Below are 18,581 nucleotides of genomic sequence, written 5' to 3' on the forward strand. Positions count from 1 at the left end.
CTGAGGCCGCAACGCTTCCACCACCACCGACCGGCACGACTGCGCAGCCTCATCTCACATACGGCGGTGGGGCGATCGTGAGTGACATCCAGGTGGTACAGGTGCTATGGGGCACCGGAACGTACCTGCCGCAGGTGCAGCGGACGACGGCGCCGAGCGTCGCATCGTTCTATGCCTCGGTCCTCGGCGGGCCCTCGCCGCTCAACTCGTGGCTCGACGCCGACTACAACACGGCCGGCGGCACGAACCAGCACTTCGGCACGGGCACCTTCGCGGGGCAATATCTGATCAGCCCCTCAACCGGCACGATGGTGGACGACTCACAGATCCAGTCCGAACTGCGCACCCAGATCGCGGCAGGAAACCTGCCGAGTCCGGCAGTCGACGCCGCTGGCCGAGACAGGACCTACTATTCGATTTTCTTCCCAGCCGGGACAGTCGTCACGGTGCGCGGGATGAGCTCGTGCGCGTACTTCGGCGGCTACCACAACGCCGTTCCAGGGACCGCCGGCACGCCGACCTTCGCGTACGGGGTCCACCCGGACATGACAGCGTGCCCGTACTACGGGCCGTCGGCATGGGAGAGTACGACCATCATCGCCTGGCATGAACTTGCGGAAACGATGACGAATCCCGGGACCCTCGCGGCAGGGTACGGCTGGGTCAACTCCAACGGCGGCGGCAGCGAGATCGCCGATATCTGCACGGGAACCGTCGGCACCACGACGGGGATCGACGGGCTCAGCTACGCGGTGCAATACCTCTGGAGCAATTCCCGCAATGCGTGCTACCTCCCCGACGACTTCGCGATCTCCACGCCACTCACCGCACCGCTCCAGGCGGGACCCCGAACATCGTCCATCTCGATCTCCACGAGGGTGACCTCGGGTGGCCCTGCCACGATCACCTTGTCGGTCAGCGGGGCCCCTCGGGGCCTCGCGGCATCAATCCCCGCCTCGGCAACCAGCGGGACTACCGTCCAGTTGAGCCTCAGGGCCAACGACAGCATCTCCGCGGGGACCTACCCGCTGACGATCACCGGAACCTCATCCGACGGCATCAGCCATGCCGCGGTCGTTACCGTGGTCGTCACGGCAGCCGCGCAGCACGGGCGGGCCCTCGGACGCACATGACGGCGCCGACCTCAACCACAGCCCCGATGAATCATCGAGGCTAGATTGTCGGGGCCGTGAGCTATGGGCGACCGTCTCTGTCCTGGCGCGGCGCCCCCGAATCGGTGCGATCGGCTTCATCATCGTCGGAATGAGCGGTGCCGTCTTCCTGTCCGCGAGCAGGCTCGGCTTTCCCGCGTCGTCTTCGGTGTGGCTTTGGATCATCGTGGCGTTGGGGATGGCAACTTTGGGCCTCGTCGAAAGCGTCGATGCTCAGAAGGATCCGGACTAGAGATCCCCGTTCCCGGACGGCCGCCGTCAACGCCGACGATGGGGATCGGCGCGGCGGGCAGGCAAGCCGCCAAAGAATTTCGTTCAATTTCAGCTTTTGAAATTATGGTAGATCTTTTGGATACGATGGACCGTGTGGACCCTTCCCTCAATCCCTTCGCCCCCGGCTCAGGAGTCAAACCTCCTGCTCTTGTAGGGCGACAGATGGAGATCGACGCCTTCGATCTTCTCGTCGCGCGTGCAAAGGCCAACGCCGCAGGCGATCGCGGCATCCTGTTGACAGGTCTCCGGGGCGTAGGCAAGACGGTTCTCCTGAACGTGTTCTCCGACATCGCTCGCCGCCACGGATGGCTCGTCGTGCAATTCGAGGCGCAGCCGGGCGACGAGGAGGGGCGCGCCGCACGGAAGAAGCTCGCACGGGAACTCCAGCTTGGAGCCCGCCGGCTGCGCCCCACCCCGGCGTGGTCCCATCTGCGTGAGCAAGGGCTCGGCAGCATCTCAAATCTCTCGGTCTCGCTCGGGCTCCAGGGCCTCACGGCGGATCTCAAGTTCGCGCCAGGGCGGGCCGACTCGAGCGATCTGGACATCGACCTCGAGGAACTCGTCGAAGACATCTGCAGTTCCATGCGAAAAGCCCGCGCCGGATTCGCCCTCGTCATCGACGAGATGCAGGACCTTGACGAGGGCCTTCTCGGCGCCCTGCTGGCCGTTCAGCACACGGCCGGGCAGAGGGGCTGGCCGTTCTTCATCATCGGAGCGGGCCTGCCGTCGCTTCCAGGCCGGTTGAGCGAAAGTCGCTCGTACGCGGAGCGCCTGTTCCACTATCGACAGATCGGGCGACTTGAGCATTCGGCAGCATCGGACGCGCTCACCCTTCCGATCGCCCGGCTCGGCGGAATCCTGGGCGGGGATGCTCTCGACACCGTGCTCAAGGCGGCGGGCGGATACGCCTACTTCCTGCAGGCCTACGGACGCACCCTCTGGGAGACCGCATCGGATCGGGAGATCACCGTCGGAGACGCCCGTCTTGCCGTGGAACTCGGCACCGCCGACCTTGACCAGGGATTCTTCGTGGCTCGCTGGCAACGGGCGACCCGGGCAGAGAGAGCGTACCTTCGGGCGATGAGCCAAGACGGAGACGGCCCCACCGCGACAGCCAACCTCATCGGCCGGCTCAAGAAGGACCACAGCTCTCTCACGAGCCAGCGGGCGAGACTCATCGACAAGGGAATCATCTTCGCCCCCGAACACGGTCAGGTTCAGTTCACCGTGCCCGGGATGGGATCCTTCATCAGTCGACAGAAGGACGAGTAGCCGCTCGGCGCCTCGAAATTTAGCAAGTCCTCGGCGTTGAAGAGAACGCCTTAGGATTTGCTTATGGATGTCCGGCAGCTGCAGATCCTTCGCGAGCTCGGGGAACTCGGGAGCGTCAAGGCCGTCGCGGAGGAACTGCTCGTCACGCCGTCCGCGGTCTCGCAGCAGCTCGCCCTCCTGACCCGCAGCGCGGGGGTGCCCCTCACGCGCAAGGAGGGCCGCAATCTCGTCCTCACTGACGCAGGCAAGGTGCTCGCCGAGGCGGGCGGCGCCGTCGTCCGCGCGATGGCCGACGCGCGCGCTGCCATCGGCGCCTACCACGAGGATCCGGCCGGGACGGTCTCGGTGAGCGCATTCCATTCGGCGGGGCAGGCTCTGTTCGGGCGGCTCACCGCACGCCTCGCCGCAGGGAAGGACGACGACGGCGCCGCCCCGCGCCTCCGGCTCGCCGACGAAGACGTCCCCCAGCACAGCTTCCCAGCGCTTACAGCAAGATACGACCTCGTGCTCGCGCACCGGATGGCGCACAGCGAGGCGTGGCCGACCGACCGGCTCGTCGTGGTACCCCTCGTGCGCGAGCCCTTCGACGTCGCGGTCCCGGTGGGCCACCCGCTCGCCGAGAGGACCTCGCTCACTCCCGAGGAGGTCGCGCGCGAGGCCTGGGTCTCGAGCCGCCCTGGCTACTCCCCCGCCGACGTCCTCGCCACGATCGGCGCCGTCGCGAGCCACGCGCCCGAGGTGGCCCACCGCATCAACGACTACTCGACGGTCGCGGCCGTCGTCGCCGGCGGCGGAGTGCTCGGCCTGCTCCCCCGCTACACCGCGGCCATCGGGCTGCCGGCCGGCGTCGTCCTCCGCCCCCTCGAAGGCATCGCGACGCGGCGAAGCATCGACCTGCTCGTGCGGCCCGAGAACGCGCGACGACGTTCCGTGCAGACTGTTGCTGAGGCATTGCGGGTGCTTGTCGACGAACTTGTCGAGGCCGTTGAGAGGCGGACCCGCGACTGAATTCGACTCAGGACGTGCTCGACGGCGACGGCGAGCCCGGCTGCCTCTTGTCGAGATGCTGGCCTGGTACGTGACGCATCATGGGTGTGAAGGGGCCCTTCTTGATCTGTTGGGCCACGTAGTCGCTGCCGGATTGGACGGCGCGAACCATGATCTTGTCGCCCTTCGAGACGTCGCCGGGCTTGAAAGCGCCGCCACGCGGCTGATTCTTGCCAAGGAACTTGGTCGAGCTGTTGAGGACGTAGGTCTGGGTGAAGCCGTCGTCGCTCTTGACCGTGACTTTCGTGTCGCTCACGTCCGTGACCGTGCCGCGCTGGATGAAGATGGTCTGAATCGTGCCGTCCGGCTTCTTGACCGTCATCTGGCCGTGGAGGGTCTGAGCACCGAATTGGCCCGCGCCCGGCTTGCCAAGATGCTCGCCTGGATGCGCGCTCGGGCTCGCCGACGCCGGCGCGCTTGGCGTCGCGCTCCCTGTCGCGTCGGCGGCCCATACCGCGGCGCCGCCCGCCCCGGCCAATCCGAGGGCGACCGCTCCGATGACCAGCCCCCGCCGGAATCGCCGCGGGGGAAGCTGCGACGTGGGCGGCGTCGGGGGAAGGGGAGGAATCGGCGGGAACGCGTTGCTCATGACTCCATCATCGCGCGACACGCGGGCGCAGACGCCGATCCTCAGGCACTCGAATGCAGATTCACAGGCTCATCAAAGGTCCGGCAGGATGGGTTTTCGAAGGATCAGTTCTCGAAGAGGCAGAACGGGTGACCGGCGGGGTCGAAGAAGACGACGACGTCGTCCTGCGGCTGATGCTCCGCACGCTTCGCCCCGCACTCCTTCGCGTGCGCCACGGCCTTCTCGAGATCCTCGACCTTGAGGTCGAGGTGCATCATCATCTGCTGCTCCCCGGGCCGCTCAGGCCAGACCGGCCGCCGATAGTCCTCCTCAAGCTGGAACGAGAGCTTCGCGCCGCCTGCGGGGTTCACGACCGTGGCCCACTCCCGCTCGTCGTCGCCAAGCTCCCAACCGAGCAAGTTGGCGTAGAAGCGCGCGAGCTGCTGCGGATCCGGAGCGCCCAGGACCGTCGCATGCAGGGTGATCGGGGTCTTCATGCGGCAAGCGTAGGACGACGGCCTCGGCGCGGGGAGGGCGCAGAACGACTTCCCAGCGCGAGCAATCTCGCCACATGAGGATTTCCCGACATGGAGTGCTGGTACAACTGGGTGGTAGGGGGTAGAACATGAGTTTTCAGGTCGTCGCAGCCGTGGCCTGCAGTCTGCTCATTTCCGTGATCGCATTCTGTGGCAATGCGCTCCGCGGCCACTTCAGCAAAGCTTCCCCGCATTACCTCAGGGCGACTCCTATGCCATTGTCAAGCTGGATCGCACTCATTGTTGGGTCCGGCGCAGTCCTAGCCTTCGCATCGATGGCAATCCTTGGCGTGGCGGCCACATTCAGGCCATGAACTCCTGAGATCAGCGGCTTGATAGGCGAACAGCCACAGGGGCCATCGACCCGGCCATGTGAATCGACAGGTCAAAATTAGCGGGCGCCCTTAGCCGCAATGGTGCCGCGGACCCGCGGCACCATTGCGGCTAAGGGGCACCGATGCTCATTCCCGGGAAAGCCAAGGGCCGCGGGGATCCGGTTGGAACCCCGCGGCCCTTGCGACCCCTATGCGCGCCGGCCTACGCCTCGACCCCGAGCCGCTCGAGGATGAGCTCTTTCACGCGTCCCGCGTCGGCCTGGCCGCGCGTGGCCTTCATGACCCCGCCCACGATCGCGCCGACGGCCTGGGTCTTGCCGCCTCGGATCTTTTCGGCGACGTCCGGCTGGGCCGCGAGGGCGGCGTCGATCGCCTCGAGGAGGGGGCCGTCGTCGGACACGAGAACGAGCCCGCGGGCCTCCATGACCTGGGTCGGCGTGCCCTCGCCGGCGATGACGCCGTCGAGCACCTGGCCGGCCATCTTGTTGTTGAGCTTGCCGCCCTCGACGAGGCCGTTGAGCTCAACGATCGCCGCGGCGCTCACGCCGAGCTCGGCCGGGTCGACGTCTGCGACCTTCGCGCGGCCCACGATCTCGCCCATCCACCACTTGCGGGCCGCGGCCGCCGAGGCGCCCGCGGAGATGGTCTCCTCGATCGAGTCCATGACGCCCGCGTTCACCACGTCGCGGAACTCCGGATCCGAGTAGCCCCACGCGGCCTTGAGGCGCTTGCGGCGCTCGGCCGGCGGCTCGGGGAGCTGCGCGCGCAGCGACTCGACCCACTCGCGGCTCGCGTGGATCGGAACGAGGTCCGGCTCGGGGAAGTAGCGGTAGTCGTCGGCGTCGCTCTTGGGGCGACCCGACGTCGTCGTCCGTGTGTCCTCGTGCCAGTGGCGCGTCTCCTGGGTGACCTTCTCCCCCGCCGCGAGGACGGCCGCGTGGCGTTGGATCTCGAAGCGGACGGCGTGCTCGACGGACCGCAGCGAGTTGACGTTCTTCGTCTCCGAGCGGATGCCGAACTTCGTGGCACCCTTCGGCATGAGCGAGACGTTCGCGTCGCAGCGGACGTTGCCGCGCTCCATGCGGGCATCGGAGACGCCGAGGTTCTTCACGATCTCGCGGATCGCGGCGACGTACGCGCGGGCCAGCTCGGGCGCGCGGCGCCCAGCGCCGACGATCGGCTTCGTGACGATCTCGACGAGCGGCACGCCCGCGCGGTTGTAGTCCACGAGCGAGTAGTCGGCGCCCTGGATGCGCCCCGTAGCCCCGCCCAGGTGGGTGAGCTTGCCGGCGTCCTCCTCCATGTGTGCGCGCTCGATCTCGACCCGGAACACCTCGCCGTCCTCGAGCTCGATGTCGATCCAGCCGTTGTGGGCGATCGGCTCGTCGTACTGCGAGGTCTGGAAGTTCTTCGGGGTGTCCGGGTAGAAGTAGTTCTTCCGGGCGAAGCGGCACGACTCGGCGATCTCGCAGTTGAGGGCGAGGCCGATCTTGATCGATGACTCGACGGCGGCCTTGTTGACGACGGGGAGGACGCCGGGCATGCCGAGGTCCACCTCGTTGACGTTCGTGTTCGGGTCGTCGCCGAAGGCGTTCGGCGCCGAGGAGAACATCTTGGTCTTCGTGTTGAGCTCGACGTGGACCTCGAAGCCGAGGACGGGGTCGAACTGCTCCATGGCCTCGTCGAAGGACAGGGTTGCGTCAGACATTTACTTCACACCTCCGAGCACAGGGGCCTTGGCGAGCAGCGGGCCGCCCCACTGCGCCTCGAGCAGGGATTCCAGCGCCGCGCCCACGCGGTACAGGCGGGCGTCCTCACGGGCCGGGGCAAGGAGCTGGATGCCGACGGGCAGGCCGTCCTCATCCGCGAGGCCGCCCGGGAGCGAAAGGCCCGGGACACCGGCGAGGTTCGCCGGGATCGTCGCGACGTCGTTGAGGTACATGGCCAGCGGGTCGTCGAGCTTCTCGCCGAGCTTGAACGCCGTGGTGGGCGCCGTCGGGGAGATGAGCACGTCCGCCTGGGCGAACGCGGCGTCGAAGTCGCGCTGGATGAGCGTGCGGACCTTCTGGGCCGAGCCGTAGTAGGCGTCGTAGTAGCCGGCCGAGAGGGCATAGGTACCGAGGATGATGCGGCGCTTCGCCTCGTCGCCGAAGCCGGCCGCGCGGGTCGCGCCCATGACGCGCTCGATCGTGAGCGGGCCGTCCTTCGGCAGGACGCGCAAGCCGTAGCGCACGCCGTCGAACTTCGCGAGGTTCGAGGAGACCTCGGACGGCATGATGAGGTAGTACGCGCCAAGCGCGTACTTGAAATTCGGGCACGACACCTCGACGACCTGGGCGCCGGCGCCGCGGAGCAGCTCGACCGCATCGCGGAACCTGGCCTCGACGCCGGCCTGGTAGCCCTCGCCGCCGAGCTCCTTGACGACGCCGATGCGCAGACCCTCGACGCTGCCGTTGCGGGCCGCCGCGACGAGCGTGTCGAACGGGTCGGTGAGCGACGTCGAGTCGAACGGGTCGTGCCCGCCGATGAGCTCCTGGAGGAGCGCGGCGTCGAGGACCGAGCGGGACACCGGGCCGATCTGGTCGAGGCTCGAGGCCATGGCGATCGCGCCGTAGCGGGAGACCGCGCCATAGGTCGGCTTGACGCCGACCGTGCCCGTCACGGCGCCCGGCTGGCGGATCGACCCGCCCGTGTCCGTGCCGAGGGCGAGCGGTGCCTCGAACGCGGCGACCGCAGCCGCTGAGCCGCCGCCCGAGCCACCCGGAATGCGGTCGAGGTCCCACGGGTTGCGGGTCGGGCCGAACGCCGAGTGCTCGGTTGAGGAGCCCATCGCGAACTCGTCGAGGTTTGTCTTGCCGAGGATCGGGAGCTTGGCGGCCCGGATCTTCTTGATGACGGTCGCATCGTAGGGGCTCATCCAGCCCTCGAGGATGCGGGAGCCCGCCGTCGTCGGCTGCCCCACCGTGACGATGAGGTCCTTGATCGCAATCGGGACGCCCGCCAATGGGTGGAGGGCCGCAGCGTCGTCCCCGCCCGCGGCGCGGATGGCGTCTACCTCGCGGGCGACGGCGAGCGCCTCCTCGCTGTTGACGTGCAGGAACGCGTGGACGCCCCGCTCGCCGCCGTCGACCTCGCCGATGCGGTCGAGGTGCGCCTGGGCCACCTCCTCGGAGGAGACCTCCTTGGCGGAGAGCTTCTCGGCCAGTTGTGCGGCCGTGCTCGTGATCAGTTCGTTCATGGGGTCGCTCACTCCTCGTCCAGGATCGCGGGGACCTTGAAGCGGTCGTCCTCCGCGTCGGGGGCGCCGGACAGTGCCTCTTCGGGCGTGAGCACGTGGCCCACGGTGTCCTCGCGGAAGACGTTGCTCAGCGCGATCGGGTGGGACGTCGCCGGGACGTCGGGCCCCGCCGCCTCGCTGACCGACTTGACGGCGTCGACGATGTGGGCGAGCTCGCCCGCCATCTTGTCGAGTTCCTCTGGGCTCATCTCGATGCGCGCGAGCTGCGCAAGGTGCGCAACGTCGTCGCGCGTGATCTCGGCCATGGGTCTCCCCTGTGCGGTGGATAGGTATCGCCGTCCAGTCTAGTGCGGAGGAACGGGCGACGGCGGCGACCCGTCAGCTCCCACCAGGAAATCCAATGACAACCTATGAGGCACATGTCACACTTAGCTCACGCCGCAAACCGCGAGGGGCCGTTCACGCCGTAGGGGGACATTTTGGATGCGTTAGTGAACGAATGTCGCTCAGGAGGCCTGGACGATCTGGCCATCTCAGTAGACAGGGTTCAACAGTACGTAATCGCATGGTGGGCTACCACATACCTACCCTGGTTCACTGACCACGGACCCGAGCACTCGAAGCGTGTCGCCAAGTATGCGCTTGACATAGCAGCGATACCTAGCCTGTCGGAGCAACATAAGCTCACAACTCTGGAGAAGTTTATTCTCTGGTCCAGCGCATGGCTCCACGACCTCGGCATGCAATCTCTTCTGGGAAACGCACTCGGGCCCCTCGATTCTGCCGTTTACGATCAAATACGGCACGAACACCCCGATCAAAGCTGCACCGAAATCCTCACGCACGGTGAAGCAATTGGCCTGCCTAGCGGCGATATTCCGCTCATCCAGTGCATCGCATACGTCGCGAGGGCCCACGGGACAAAACACTACACATCCTCAGTGGAATCGCTACAAACGTGCACCCACGTCCGGAACGAACCTGTTCGAGCGCCACTTCTCGCATCAATTCTGCTGCTTGCGGACGAATTGGATCTCCATTACCAAAGAGCTCGACCGCCTGCGGCCCACGCGAATTTGAACTACGTTTCACAGGCCCATGCGTTGAAGCACAAATGCGTCATATCCTGTGAAGTGGAACACCGACCAGGAGGTGTCGTTAGCTTTTCACTCAGAACCCAGCGCTTTCCCGATATCCCCTCTATAGTTGCAGATGAAATCGACCAGTGGATTACAGAAAAGCTCAGACGCCAAATCGCGCTCGTTGAAAAAGACTTTGCAGAAGGTTTTGCCGGGACAGCCTCACTCTCCAGGAGCATACGCTTAACCCACACCACCGCCCACATTCCAGTTGGGATGGTTAGTCCCGAGACAATCAGTATCATCAGGGATGACAATGCGCAGGACGATCTCATAAACCACCGTGGCGCACTTTCAGATCTTTTACGGGGGGGGAGACAACCGGGAACCTTCGCTGATCACCGGAACGCTTCAGAATAATATTGACCAAGACGGCCGAGAAGACCTTCTCCGAGCAGCCGAAGCCCACTACCGGGCGAGAGGCGCTACGATCTCTTCATCCTGGTGCCTATATGAATCGCTAGGCGCGGCACCTGTTAACGACATTTTCCGTGAATGTCTTTCCGATCTGGGGATTGACGCGGAGAACAGCGCTGATCCCGGAGCTCGGCTCGTCGTAGAGCTGGAGGGTATGACTACGCACACCGCGCTTATCATTTCGTCCATCGACCGTCTCCCGAAGGCGGAGCTTCGTATCCTCACCAGCGCCCTTTCCAATATCCAACGCAACGAGCAGATTTCTATTATCCTCAGCGGGCACCCTACGGTTGAAAAGCAAATAACTATTGCTAAGCTTCGATCCATTTCCGCAGCTAGGCTCGAGCCTAACGAGGTGCGCGCACATCTGACGCGTTACGCCCCCGTGGCCACTGCTACGGCCGAAGCTGGGGCCGAACTGAAGTATTCGGACTACAAGAGGTTGAAGCAGCGCCATCTTATCGAGCTAGTCGATGCTGTAGGAGCCTAGGCATGTATACTGCAGTCCGACTGCTGAGTGCCGTCCCGTGGTTCAATGAGGATGGCGCCTTGGCAGTGCTGGAGATCAATCCAGAAAGTAGTGGGCAGGAACGGCAGGATTTCGACCGGATCAGATCTAGCGGTATCCTAAGACGCAATGGCGAGATTTTCGGCGTCTCGGAGCCACTTCGCACCGAAATGCGACGTAGCCTGTTCACCAGAGACGAAATTCTTTATCGTCGCGCCCTCGGTAAATTTGTGGAGCAATATCAATACGGGTTGCGCCCGCATGTGGAAAGCGTGATGGGCTTAGTCGGCGCTTCGCTAAATTTCGGCGCCATATCATGTGTCGCAAGTCAGTACAGGAAGGATGACGTCGACTCTCTCGTAGAGAGGGCGCAAGCGCCGACCGAACGAGATGAAGCCTCCACGGCGAGCGACATCGCACGCCTTCTCGAGACCTACAGCTTCAAGAGAGACCGCCTCAGTGAGTTCTTCCACGGCCTGGCGCATTGGGGCCGGGGCGCCCGAGTTGAGTCTATTCCATTCTTCGAGCAAGTTCTTGAAGATCATTATGTTGATCGACCCAGTGCGATATCAGCCCACCTAATCGGTACCCACTTGCACGCAACTGGCGCTCTCTTCGATGCCCGAAGACTTGTCGAGCAGGCCATCGAGGACCTGCGACAGATCGAGGACCAGCGTGGGCTGGCGATGGCACTTAGCACCCTCGGAAGAATAGAGCGCGACATTTACAGAAAGGGAAATTCAAAAGAGAGCATTTCTAGATCGATTTCCGCCCTCAGGGAGGCTGTAGATCTATCGAGGCCGTGGGGCTTGGTCCACGGACGAGCATCCAACTACTTGGCTCAGGCCCTTTTCACAGCTGGCGCATTCGAAGATTCTGCGAAAACAGCCCTAGACGCGACAAACTGGCTTGCATCGGGAGACCAGGCGATTGAGGCTCGCCTAACTCTCGCTATTGCGTATCGCCAGCTCCAAAACTGGGATGCATGCATGCGTGTTTTGGACGATGCTTACGAGATTGCGGACCGGGACGATACAAACGAACGGGTCTGGGCACGCTTACTCAACGTATCTGCAGCCACTCGCCGGATGGCAGGACAGCTTTCCCGCGCTGTCGACGACGCACGTCGCAGCGTTGGGCTGGGGCGCAGACTGGGTGATGTGCGGCATATCGCACATTCGGCTCACACCCTCGCGGGAATACAAATCGATCGCGCCATCGATCTTGGTGATCGAAATGCGCTCGATGAAGCCCAAGAATTACTCACCGAAGCGAGGGAAATTCTGGTCTCATTGCAGGATACCGCTGGAGTCGCAATGGTTGACAACACTCGAAAGCGGCTCCTCGAGGCAGTTGCAAGAATGTCTGAGCCCGACGCATCAGAGACTTCCTAGCTCCCAGCAAGAGTATCGCGCTTCAAGAGTCACACCTAGGCTTCTCGGCCCCCGCGAAGCGTCAGGGCCGAGCAGGGCCCGGTCCGGCACCGAAGCCGCAGTGCTCGACGTCCTCGCCTCGGGCGGGCTGCGATACGGGCCGCAGCGATTGATCTTTGCGAGTCAGTGCCCCAAGTCGCGGCGCACACCGGCGAGCTGGTCTCTCAGCGGGGGCAGGTGCCTCGAGGCGGTAGCCCAGAGGATGCTGTGACGGATGCTCGCGTAGTCATGGGCCAGGAGATTGCGTTGGTCTCGCAGTTCACGCCACGGGATCTCGGGGTACTTCTCTCGGACTGACTCGGGCAGCCGATCCGCGGCCGTGTTGAGATCGATGAGCAGAGATTTCAAGGCCTCTCGCGTCCGCCAATTCGGCTCGGCGATAAACGCGTCCTCACCGTCAGCCACAATCTCTGCTGCCCATGCGAGGCGCTGCTCCATGTCCTCCAGCAAGGCCCGCGTTCTTTCGTCACGATTCACAGGGGCACCGCTTCGGCGAGGATCCGATCCATCGCGGCTCCTATGGATCCCGATGCCACGACGTCAACCTTGATGCCGAGCAGATCGACCATATCGAGGCGGAACCCGGCCAGGTCGAAGAGCGAGGCACCGGGCTCGGCATCGACCAGCAAGTCGATATCCGAATCAGGTGTGTCCTCTCCGCGCGCTGCTGAACCGAACACTCGGACATTTCCCAAATGATGGCGCTTGGCAAGGTCGACTGTTTCGTCACGGTGCTCCTCAAGAACCTTCGAGGGCCTCACACGCAGGGCACGGAGAATCCTCTCGAGCGTCTCCGGCCGCGGCGTGCGACGGCCAGACTCGTACGCCGAGATGTTCGGTTGGCTGACACCGGAAAGCTCTGCGAGACGCTGCTGGCTGAGTCCCGCCCGGATCCGAAGGGATGCGATGTTTTCGGTCACCCCTGAATTATATCTCCCAGATATACACCCCCAAAGGGCGCTCGATCTCACAGCGCCTTGCGGTACACCGGGAGCCAGACGTCGGTTTCGGGGATCGGCCAGTCCCGATCGGGGGCGCGCTCATAGCCGAGCCGCGGGTACAGGGCGTTGGGTCCGGCCCAGTCCTTGCCGGTCGTGAGGACGACGGCGGCCGCCCCCGCGCGCTTGGCCCTCGCCTCGACCTCGGCGACGAGGGCGCTCCCCGCGCCCGAACGCTGAACCGCGGGGTCGACGACGAGCAGCCGGAACTCGAATTCGCCCTCGCGGGCCACCTGTTCGAAGCCGTCGCCGTGCGCCATGAACGTCACCGAGCCGACGATGCGCCCGTCCTGCTCGGCGACGAGCACGGTCCCGCGGGCCGCGCGGTAGGCGACGTCGGACAGCTGCCGCATGTACGGGTGCTCGTGGCTCTCGAAGTACCCCGCGGAGAGATAGGCGTCGCGCGCGATGCGGGCGATCTCCGGGTAGTCGCGCTCAAGGGCGTCCCGGATCGTCAGGAGGGTCGTCATAGGATCGGGAACCGCCCCGAGAACTCGATGCCGCCAGCGCACGTCCACGAGGCGAGGCGTTCGGCGTCGCTCGGACCGCCGTCGAGCGGGCTCTTGAGCTGGGGACGCCGCACCCAGCAGCCGGCCTCCTCGGCGATGAGCGCTCCCGCGGCGAAGTCATGCTCGTTGAGCCCACGCTCGCCGTATGCGTCGTGTGTGCCGTCGGCCACAAGGCATAGGTCGAGAGCGGCCGAGCCGAGCCGGCGCATGTCCCCGAAGCCGTCCATGAGCTCGGGAAGGAAGCGAGCTTGGTCCGCGCGGATCGCCGGGTCATAGCTGAAGCCCGTCGCGATGATCGCGGATCCCGCCGCTTCCCGACCCGGAACCGGACCGTCGAGCTGGCGCGGTTCCCCGCCGTCGTCCCTTCGGAAAGCGCCTGCGCCCCGCACCGCCCAGTACTCTCGCCGCAGGGCCGGGGCGTGGACGACGCCGGCGAGCCAGCGTCCGCTCGCGTCGGCGACGGCGACGCTCGTCGCGTAGTAGACGATGTCCCGGATGAAGTTCGTCGTCCCGTCGAGCGGGTCGATCGACCAGCGGAAGCCGCTGGGCTCTGACACGCGCGTCGTGCCCTGCTCCTCGCCGGTGACGATGTCGTGGGGCCGCTCGTTCGCAAGGACCTCGCGCACAGCACGCTCTGCCGCGACGTCGAACTCGGTGACCCAATCGCTTCCCGAGCTCTTCGTCTCCTGGCCGAGCCGGGCGCCGTCGCGCGCCGCGAGGACGGCGGCACCCGCGGCCGCGGCCCGGCGCGCCGTGCCGAGGAGCTCAGAGAGGAATTCGGTGCTGTAGGCGTCCATGGTCACTGGGCCTCGTCCGCCTCGTCGACCAGGGCTTCGGCGCCGTTAGCGTCGTCCGCGTCGGCGTCGTCCTCCGCGCTGCCGAACGCCGCGGCTCCCTCGGCGAGGAGCTTCTTGAACCCGTCCTCGTCGAGGACGGGGACGCCGAGCGACTCGGCTTTGTCGAGCTTCGACCCGGCGCTCTCCCCCGCGATGACGAAGTCGGTGTTCTTGGAGACGGATCCCGCCGCCTTCCCCCCGCGAACGATGATCGCCTCCTTCGCCTCGTCCCGGCTGAAGCTGTCAAGGGATCCGGTCACGACAACGGTGAGGCCCTCGAGCGTCCGCTGCGTGGAGCCGTGCTGCTCGTCCTCCATCTTGACGCCGGCTGCCTTCCAGCGGTCCACAATTTCGCGATGCCAGTCCTCGGCGAACCACTCGATGAGGGCATCGGCGATGATCGGGCCCACGCCATCGACTTCGGCAAGCTGCTCGCGGGCGTCCGGGGCGTCGAGCACCGCGCGCAGGGCGTCCATCGAGCCGTAGCGCGTCGCGAGCGCGCGGGACGCCGTGGGGCCGACATGGCGGATGGAGAGCGCGACGAACACGCGCCACAGGGGCTGGGACTTGGCCTTCTCGAGCTCCCGAAAGAGCTTCTCGGTATTGACGGTCGGCTTGGAAGGAGTCTTGGCTGTCGCCTTCGTCCAGAAGTACGGAACAGGCTCCCATTCCCCCGTGCCGACGCCCTTCGAGCGCTTCTCGCGCCGGATCTTGACATCCTCGAGATCCTCGGGCGCGAGGTCGAAGATCCCGGCCTCGTTCTCGAGCGGCGCCATCTCCGGCTCGGCCGGCTGCGTGAGCGCGATCGCCGCCTCCCAGCCGAGAGCCTCGATGTCGAACGCTCCGCGGCCCGCCAGGTGGAACACGCGCTCGCGCAGCTGGGACGGGCACGAGCGGGCATTCGGACAGCGGATATCGACGTCGCCCTCCTTCGCGGGGGCGAGCGGCGTGCCGCACGAAGGGCATTCTGTGGGCATGACGAAGTCGCGCACCGGCGGATCCTGCTGATCCCGCAGCGCAAGCACCGGCCCGACGATCTCCGGGATGACGTCGCCAGCCTTCCGGAGCACGACGATGTCGCCGATCTTGACGCCCTTGGCCTTGACGACATCCTGGTTGTGGAGCGTTGCCATCTCGACCGTCGACCCCGCGACCTTGGCTGGGACCATGACGCCGAACGGGGTGACCCGGCCCGTGCGCCCCACGTTGACCATGATGTCGAGGAGCTTCGTGTGGACCTCCTCGGGCGGATATTTGAACGCGACGGCCCATCGCGGAACACGGCTCGTGTGGCCGAGGGCGCGCTGGGTCGCGAAGTCGTCGACCTTGATGACGATGCCGTCGATCTCGTGAATGAGGCTGTGGCGCTGCTCCCTGAACTTCTCGATGTACCCGAGCACGCTGTCGTAGCCTTCAAGCACCTCGTAGTACGGGCTCGTGGGCAGGCCCCACGACTTGAGCAGGTCGTAGGTCTCGGCCTGGCTCGTCACAGCAAGACCCTCCCGGACGCCGACGCCATGCACGAACATGCTGAGTGGGCGCTTCGCGGTCTCCGCCGGATCCTTCTGGCGCAGCGAGCCCGCGGCGGCATTGCGGGGGTTCGCGAGCGGCGCTTTGCCGTCCGCGATGAGCGCGTCGTTGAACTCCTTGAAGGCCTTCTGCGGGATGTACACCTCGCCGCGGATCTCGACCTCTTCCGGGTGGCCTTCGCCCGAGAGCCTCCGCGGGATGTCCTTGATGGTGAAGACATTGTGCGTGACGTCTTCGCCCGTGCGCCCGTCGCCTCGTGTCGCGGCCCGAACGAGCTCGCCGCGCCGATAGAGGAGGTTGATCGCGAGCCCGTCGATCTTGAGCTCCGTGAGCCAGCGGACGGGCGGGCGGTTGTTCCCGATCGCGGCGATGCTCCCCTCGGCGCGCGAAATCCATGCGTTGAGCTCGTCGAGAGAGAACACGTCCTCGAGGCTGTACATGCGGCTCAGATGCGTGACCGGGGCGAAAGCCGCAGTCGCTTCTCCCCCCACCTCCTGCGTGGGCGAATCGTTCGAGACGAGCTCCGGATGCAGAGCCTCGAACTCCTCGAGCCGCCGGAACAGGGCGTCGTACTCGGCATCGGAGATAACCGGCGCGTCCGCGTTGTAGTACAGCGCCCTGTGGCGGCGAACCTCCTCGGCGAGGGCCTCGTAGTCCTCGCGAAGCTTGGCAGATGGGGTTGCTGTCGGGGTCACGGGTTCTGCGGTCACGTGTCCTATCTTGCCCTACTGGTCCGACAAAAAAGGGGCCTCGGGGGCGTCAGCCGGCGGGACGGTAGCGGCAGACTTGGACGCCCGTCGACGACGTTGCCGCGGAGGCGAGCTCGAACCGCCGCGCCTGGCCGTCGGTCGGGAACAGGGTCTTGCCCCCTCCGAGCGTGATGGGTTCGATCATGAGGATCAGTTCGTCGACGAGCATCGCCGAGAACAGTGCGCGCACAACCGACAGGCTGCCGTAGACGTAGACGTATCCGCCCGGCTTCCCGCGCAACTCCGACACTTTGGCGACAAGGTCGGCGCCCCGGACGATGGCCGCGGGATTCCAGGTCAGATCCTGCTCGGACAGCGAATCGGACACGACGTATTTCTGGACGCCGTTGATCCAGTCGGCGAACGGGTCACCGGCCCGGTTCGGCCATGCGGCCGATGAGACCTGATAAGTCCGCCGGCCCTGCAGCAGGGCCTCGCCGCGTTCTGCGATCTCACCGAGGACTGGCCCCATCGTGTCGGGGTCGAAGAAGGGTATCGACCAGCCGCCGTGGCGGAAGTCGCCGCTCGTGTCCTCCTGAGGCCCTCCCGGCGCCTGGACGACGCCGTCCAAACTCATGTACTCGCTCACCACGACACGCACGTTCGCCCTCCAGCCCTAGCCGATTTCGAACAGCTGTGGCGAGACGGTACCAAACTCATGTGGCATCGCGACACGGTCCAAGCAGCGGCGTTGAGAAGCGCCGACCCGGTCAGTACTCGTTCTTGATGACGAAGAAGGAACCCCGAATGGTTCCGGCCAGCTTCGAGTTCTGCCTCGCGAACTTGAACTTCGGTGCGAGCTCCTCCGGGACATCCATCCCGTCGGAGAGCTTGAATCCGACCGCACGCTTCCCGCCGTCGTCGATCGTGTACATCACGTTGATGGATAGGCCGCTCGCGTAGAAGACGTAGGCCATTCGGATGTTCTCGACCTGGAACGCCGTGGCCTCGAGGGGCTCGGAGGAGATGACGATGTCGCGTTCCTCCTTGAGGATCCGGTGCACCCAGTCGATGGTCGGCTGCGCGTCGACCGCGGGTTCCACCGTGAAGACGTGGTCGTACTTGTTCTTGAAATAGCGGGCTTCATTCGCCCGCAGGCCCGCGAGTGCGGGCGCGACCGGCGACGACTCCAGGCCGGCCGTCGAGACGTTGGTGAAATCCACGGTGTAAGACATGATGAATCCTCCCGCTATTCCGCCGTCGACATCCGCGCGTCGACGACGATGACCGTGACGTTGTCCCTTCCGCCGGCGCGGACCGCCGCGTCGATGAGGGCGTCCACCGCGTCCTGGGCGTGCGGGTTCTCTTTCAGGATGTGCACGATCTCCGGATCGCGGAGTTCGCCCGTGAGGCCGTCGGAACAGACGAGCAGGCGATCGCCGTCGGCGACGGGAAGGAGCCAGAAGTCCGCCTCTGCGTCGTCGCCCGTTCCGAGCGCCCTCGTCACGACGTGGCGGCGGGGATGGAAAATGGCCTCCTCGGGCGTGATCTCCCCAAGTTCGATGAGTTCGCGGACCTCCGAATGATCCACGCTGATCTGCTCGAAATCGCTCCCATTCAGGCGATACGTGCGCGAGTCGCCCACATTGGCGACGAGCCAGTAGGGCACCGAGGAGATCTCGATGAGGACGGCGCCCGAGAGCGTTGTGCCCGCCCGGGCGCCCGTTGCCTGCCGGATGCGCCAATCGGCGCGTCGAATCGTGTCCTGCACGGTCGCCGCCGTCGCACGGTGCGTCCCGCGAGCGAGCGACGGCGATGTCCGCAGGGTCTGCACGCACAGTTGACTCGCGACCTCGCCCGCCTCGTGGCCGCCCATTCCGTCCGCGACCATGAACACGGGATCCGCGGCGATATACGAGTCCTCGTTGAGCTCGCGGCGCAGACCCCGATCTGTGCCGTGGCCCACCTCGAGCCGCAGCTCAGGACGCGGCGACCGGATCGCGGGCTCTTCGGTTGCGGTCATGCACGGGCCTCTCGTGATCCCTTTGTTCGCTGCCGCTTCATCCTGTCACAGACGGCCG

At 65.5% G+C, this 18,581-nt stretch carries 19 protein-coding genes; 6 read left to right on the plus strand and 13 right to left on the minus strand.

The features are described 5' to 3' along the window. Positions 1-77 precede the first annotated feature (77 nt). The 4 genes from RBS12_RS10895 (at position 78) to RBS12_RS10910 (ending at position 3,725) form a co-directional block, all read left to right on the plus strand. A complete protein-coding gene (locus RBS12_RS10895; protein ID WP_307966116.1) occupies positions 78-1,133 on the plus strand; it encodes a hypothetical protein in 1,056 nt (351 codons plus the stop codon). A 130-nt stretch (positions 1,134-1,263) separates the two neighbouring features. Continuing rightward, the gene (locus tag RBS12_RS10900) at positions 1,264-1,404 is read left to right on the plus strand and encodes a hypothetical protein (RefSeq protein WP_307966117.1); all 141 of its coding nucleotides are present in this window, start codon (positions 1,264-1,266) and stop codon (positions 1,402-1,404) included. 125 nt (positions 1,405-1,529) lie between these two features. Then, positions 1,530-2,717: an ATP-binding protein gene (locus RBS12_RS10905; protein WP_307966154.1), complete on the plus strand. Its 1,188-nt coding sequence runs from the start codon at positions 1,530-1,532 to the stop codon at positions 2,715-2,717. Positions 2,718-2,780: 63 nt separating this feature from the next. After that, entirely contained in the window at positions 2,781-3,725 is a 945-nt protein-coding gene (locus RBS12_RS10910) for a LysR family transcriptional regulator (protein ID WP_307966118.1), read from the plus strand. A 7-nt stretch (positions 3,726-3,732) separates the two neighbouring features. On the opposite strand, the gene RBS12_RS10915 is transcribed toward RBS12_RS10910, so the two are convergent. The 5 genes from RBS12_RS10915 to gatC form a co-directional block, all read right to left on the minus strand. Beyond that, complete coding sequence (locus RBS12_RS10915; protein ID WP_307966119.1) at positions 3,733-4,353, minus strand: DUF5666 domain-containing protein; 621 nt, start codon at positions 4,351-4,353, stop codon at positions 3,733-3,735. 104 nt (positions 4,354-4,457) lie between these two features. Further along, positions 4,458-4,829 carry a VOC family protein gene (locus tag RBS12_RS10920; RefSeq protein ID WP_307966120.1) on the minus strand — a complete coding sequence of 124 codons (372 nt, stop codon included), beginning with the start codon at positions 4,827-4,829 and terminating at the stop codon, positions 4,458-4,460. Positions 4,830-5,405: 576 nt separating this feature from the next. After that, complete coding sequence (gatB, locus tag RBS12_RS10925; RefSeq protein ID WP_307966121.1) at positions 5,406-6,911, minus strand: Asp-tRNA(Asn)/Glu-tRNA(Gln) amidotransferase subunit GatB; 1,506 nt, start codon at positions 6,909-6,911, stop codon at positions 5,406-5,408. Further along, a complete protein-coding gene (gene gatA, locus RBS12_RS10930) occupies positions 6,912-8,441 on the minus strand; it encodes an Asp-tRNA(Asn)/Glu-tRNA(Gln) amidotransferase subunit GatA (RefSeq protein ID WP_307966122.1) in 1,530 nt (509 codons plus the stop codon). A gap of 8 nt (positions 8,442-8,449) precedes the next feature. Next, complete coding sequence (gatC, locus tag RBS12_RS10935; protein WP_307966123.1) at positions 8,450-8,746, minus strand: Asp-tRNA(Asn)/Glu-tRNA(Gln) amidotransferase subunit GatC; 297 nt, start codon at positions 8,744-8,746, stop codon at positions 8,450-8,452. A 186-nt stretch (positions 8,747-8,932) separates the two neighbouring features. On the opposite strand from gatC, the gene RBS12_RS10940 reads away from it, so the two are divergent. Then, positions 8,933-9,940, plus strand: a complete 1,008-nt coding sequence (locus RBS12_RS10940) for a hypothetical protein (protein ID WP_307966124.1) — start codon at positions 8,933-8,935, stop codon at positions 9,938-9,940. 549 nt (positions 9,941-10,489) lie between these two features. Continuing rightward, the gene (locus tag RBS12_RS10945; RefSeq protein ID WP_307966125.1) at positions 10,490-11,899 is read left to right on the plus strand and encodes a hypothetical protein; all 1,410 of its coding nucleotides are present in this window, start codon (positions 10,490-10,492) and stop codon (positions 11,897-11,899) included. Positions 11,900-12,061: 162 nt separating this feature from the next. On the opposite strand, the gene RBS12_RS10950 is transcribed toward RBS12_RS10945, so the two are convergent. The 8 genes from RBS12_RS10950 to RBS12_RS10985 all read right to left on the minus strand — a co-directional run bounded on the left by RBS12_RS10950 (position 12,062) and on the right by RBS12_RS10985 (position 18,523). Further along, positions 12,062-12,388 (minus strand): HepT-like ribonuclease domain-containing protein, encoded by a 327-nt coding sequence (locus RBS12_RS10950; RefSeq protein WP_307966126.1) that lies wholly within the window; start codon positions 12,386-12,388, stop codon positions 12,062-12,064. Between the two features lie 23 nt (positions 12,389-12,411). Next, positions 12,412-12,858, minus strand: coding sequence for a helix-turn-helix domain-containing protein (locus RBS12_RS10955; protein ID WP_307966127.1), 447 nt, complete (start codon positions 12,856-12,858; stop codon positions 12,412-12,414). 47 nt (positions 12,859-12,905) lie between these two features. Next, on the minus strand, positions 12,906-13,406 hold the full coding sequence (locus RBS12_RS10960) for a GNAT family N-acetyltransferase (RefSeq protein ID WP_307966128.1): 501 nt from the start codon (positions 13,404-13,406) through the stop codon (positions 12,906-12,908). Next, positions 13,403-14,242: an inositol monophosphatase family protein gene (locus tag RBS12_RS10965; protein WP_307966129.1), complete on the minus strand. Its 840-nt coding sequence runs from the start codon at positions 14,240-14,242 to the stop codon at positions 13,403-13,405. Before RBS12_RS10965 ends, RBS12_RS10960 begins: the two co-directional genes overlap by 4 nt. A gap of 2 nt (positions 14,243-14,244) precedes the next feature. Continuing rightward, positions 14,245-16,530, minus strand: a complete 2,286-nt coding sequence (gene ligA / locus RBS12_RS10970; RefSeq protein WP_373886509.1) for an NAD-dependent DNA ligase LigA — start codon at positions 16,528-16,530, stop codon at positions 14,245-14,247. A 40-nt stretch (positions 16,531-16,570) separates the two neighbouring features. Further along, a complete protein-coding gene (locus RBS12_RS10975) occupies positions 16,571-17,149 on the minus strand; it encodes a dihydrofolate reductase family protein (protein WP_307966131.1) in 579 nt (192 codons plus the stop codon). A gap of 121 nt (positions 17,150-17,270) precedes the next feature. Further along, complete coding sequence (locus tag RBS12_RS10980) at positions 17,271-17,735, minus strand: phage tail protein (RefSeq protein ID WP_307966132.1); 465 nt, start codon at positions 17,733-17,735, stop codon at positions 17,271-17,273. A 14-nt stretch (positions 17,736-17,749) separates the two neighbouring features. Continuing rightward, positions 17,750-18,523, minus strand: coding sequence for a protein phosphatase 2C domain-containing protein (locus RBS12_RS10985; protein ID WP_307966133.1), 774 nt, complete (start codon positions 18,521-18,523; stop codon positions 17,750-17,752). Positions 18,524-18,581 lie beyond the last annotated feature (58 nt).

Source organism: Sinomonas sp. ASV322, from assembly GCF_030908245.1.
In the GTDB taxonomy this organism is placed as follows: Bacteria; Actinomycetota; Actinomycetes; order Actinomycetales; family Micrococcaceae; genus Sinomonas.

Coding starts and splice junctions, on each gene's coding strand:
- RBS12_RS10945 (WP_307966125.1), top strand. CDS start 10,490: ATGTATACTGCAGTCCGACTGCTGAGTGCCGTCCCGTGGTTCAATGAG.
- RBS12_RS10960 (WP_307966128.1), bottom strand. CDS start 13,406: ATGACGACCCTCCTGACGATCCGGGACGCCCTTGAGCGCGACTACCCG.
- gatA (WP_307966122.1), bottom strand. CDS start 8,441: ATGAACGAACTGATCACGAGCACGGCCGCACAACTGGCCGAGAAGCTC.
- RBS12_RS10985 (WP_307966133.1), bottom strand. CDS start 18,523: ATGACCGCAACCGAAGAGCCCGCGATCCGGTCGCCGCGTCCTGAGCTG.
- RBS12_RS10920 (WP_307966120.1), bottom strand. CDS start 4,829: ATGAAGACCCCGATCACCCTGCATGCGACGGTCCTGGGCGCTCCGGAT.
- RBS12_RS10900 (WP_307966117.1), top strand. CDS start 1,264: ATGAGCGGTGCCGTCTTCCTGTCCGCGAGCAGGCTCGGCTTTCCCGCG.
- RBS12_RS10910 (WP_307966118.1), top strand. CDS start 2,781: ATGGATGTCCGGCAGCTGCAGATCCTTCGCGAGCTCGGGGAACTCGGG.
- gatB (WP_307966121.1), bottom strand. CDS start 6,911: ATGTCTGACGCAACCCTGTCCTTCGACGAGGCCATGGAGCAGTTCGAC.
- gatC (WP_307966123.1), bottom strand. CDS start 8,746: ATGGCCGAGATCACGCGCGACGACGTTGCGCACCTTGCGCAGCTCGCG.
- RBS12_RS10905 (WP_307966154.1), top strand. CDS start 1,530: ATGGACCGTGTGGACCCTTCCCTCAATCCCTTCGCCCCCGGCTCAGGA.
- RBS12_RS10915 (WP_307966119.1), bottom strand. CDS start 4,353: ATGAGCAACGCGTTCCCGCCGATTCCTCCCCTTCCCCCGACGCCGCCC.
- RBS12_RS10980 (WP_307966132.1), bottom strand. CDS start 17,735: ATGTCTTACACCGTGGATTTCACCAACGTCTCGACGGCCGGCCTGGAG.
- RBS12_RS10965 (WP_307966129.1), bottom strand. CDS start 14,242: ATGGACGCCTACAGCACCGAATTCCTCTCTGAGCTCCTCGGCACGGCG.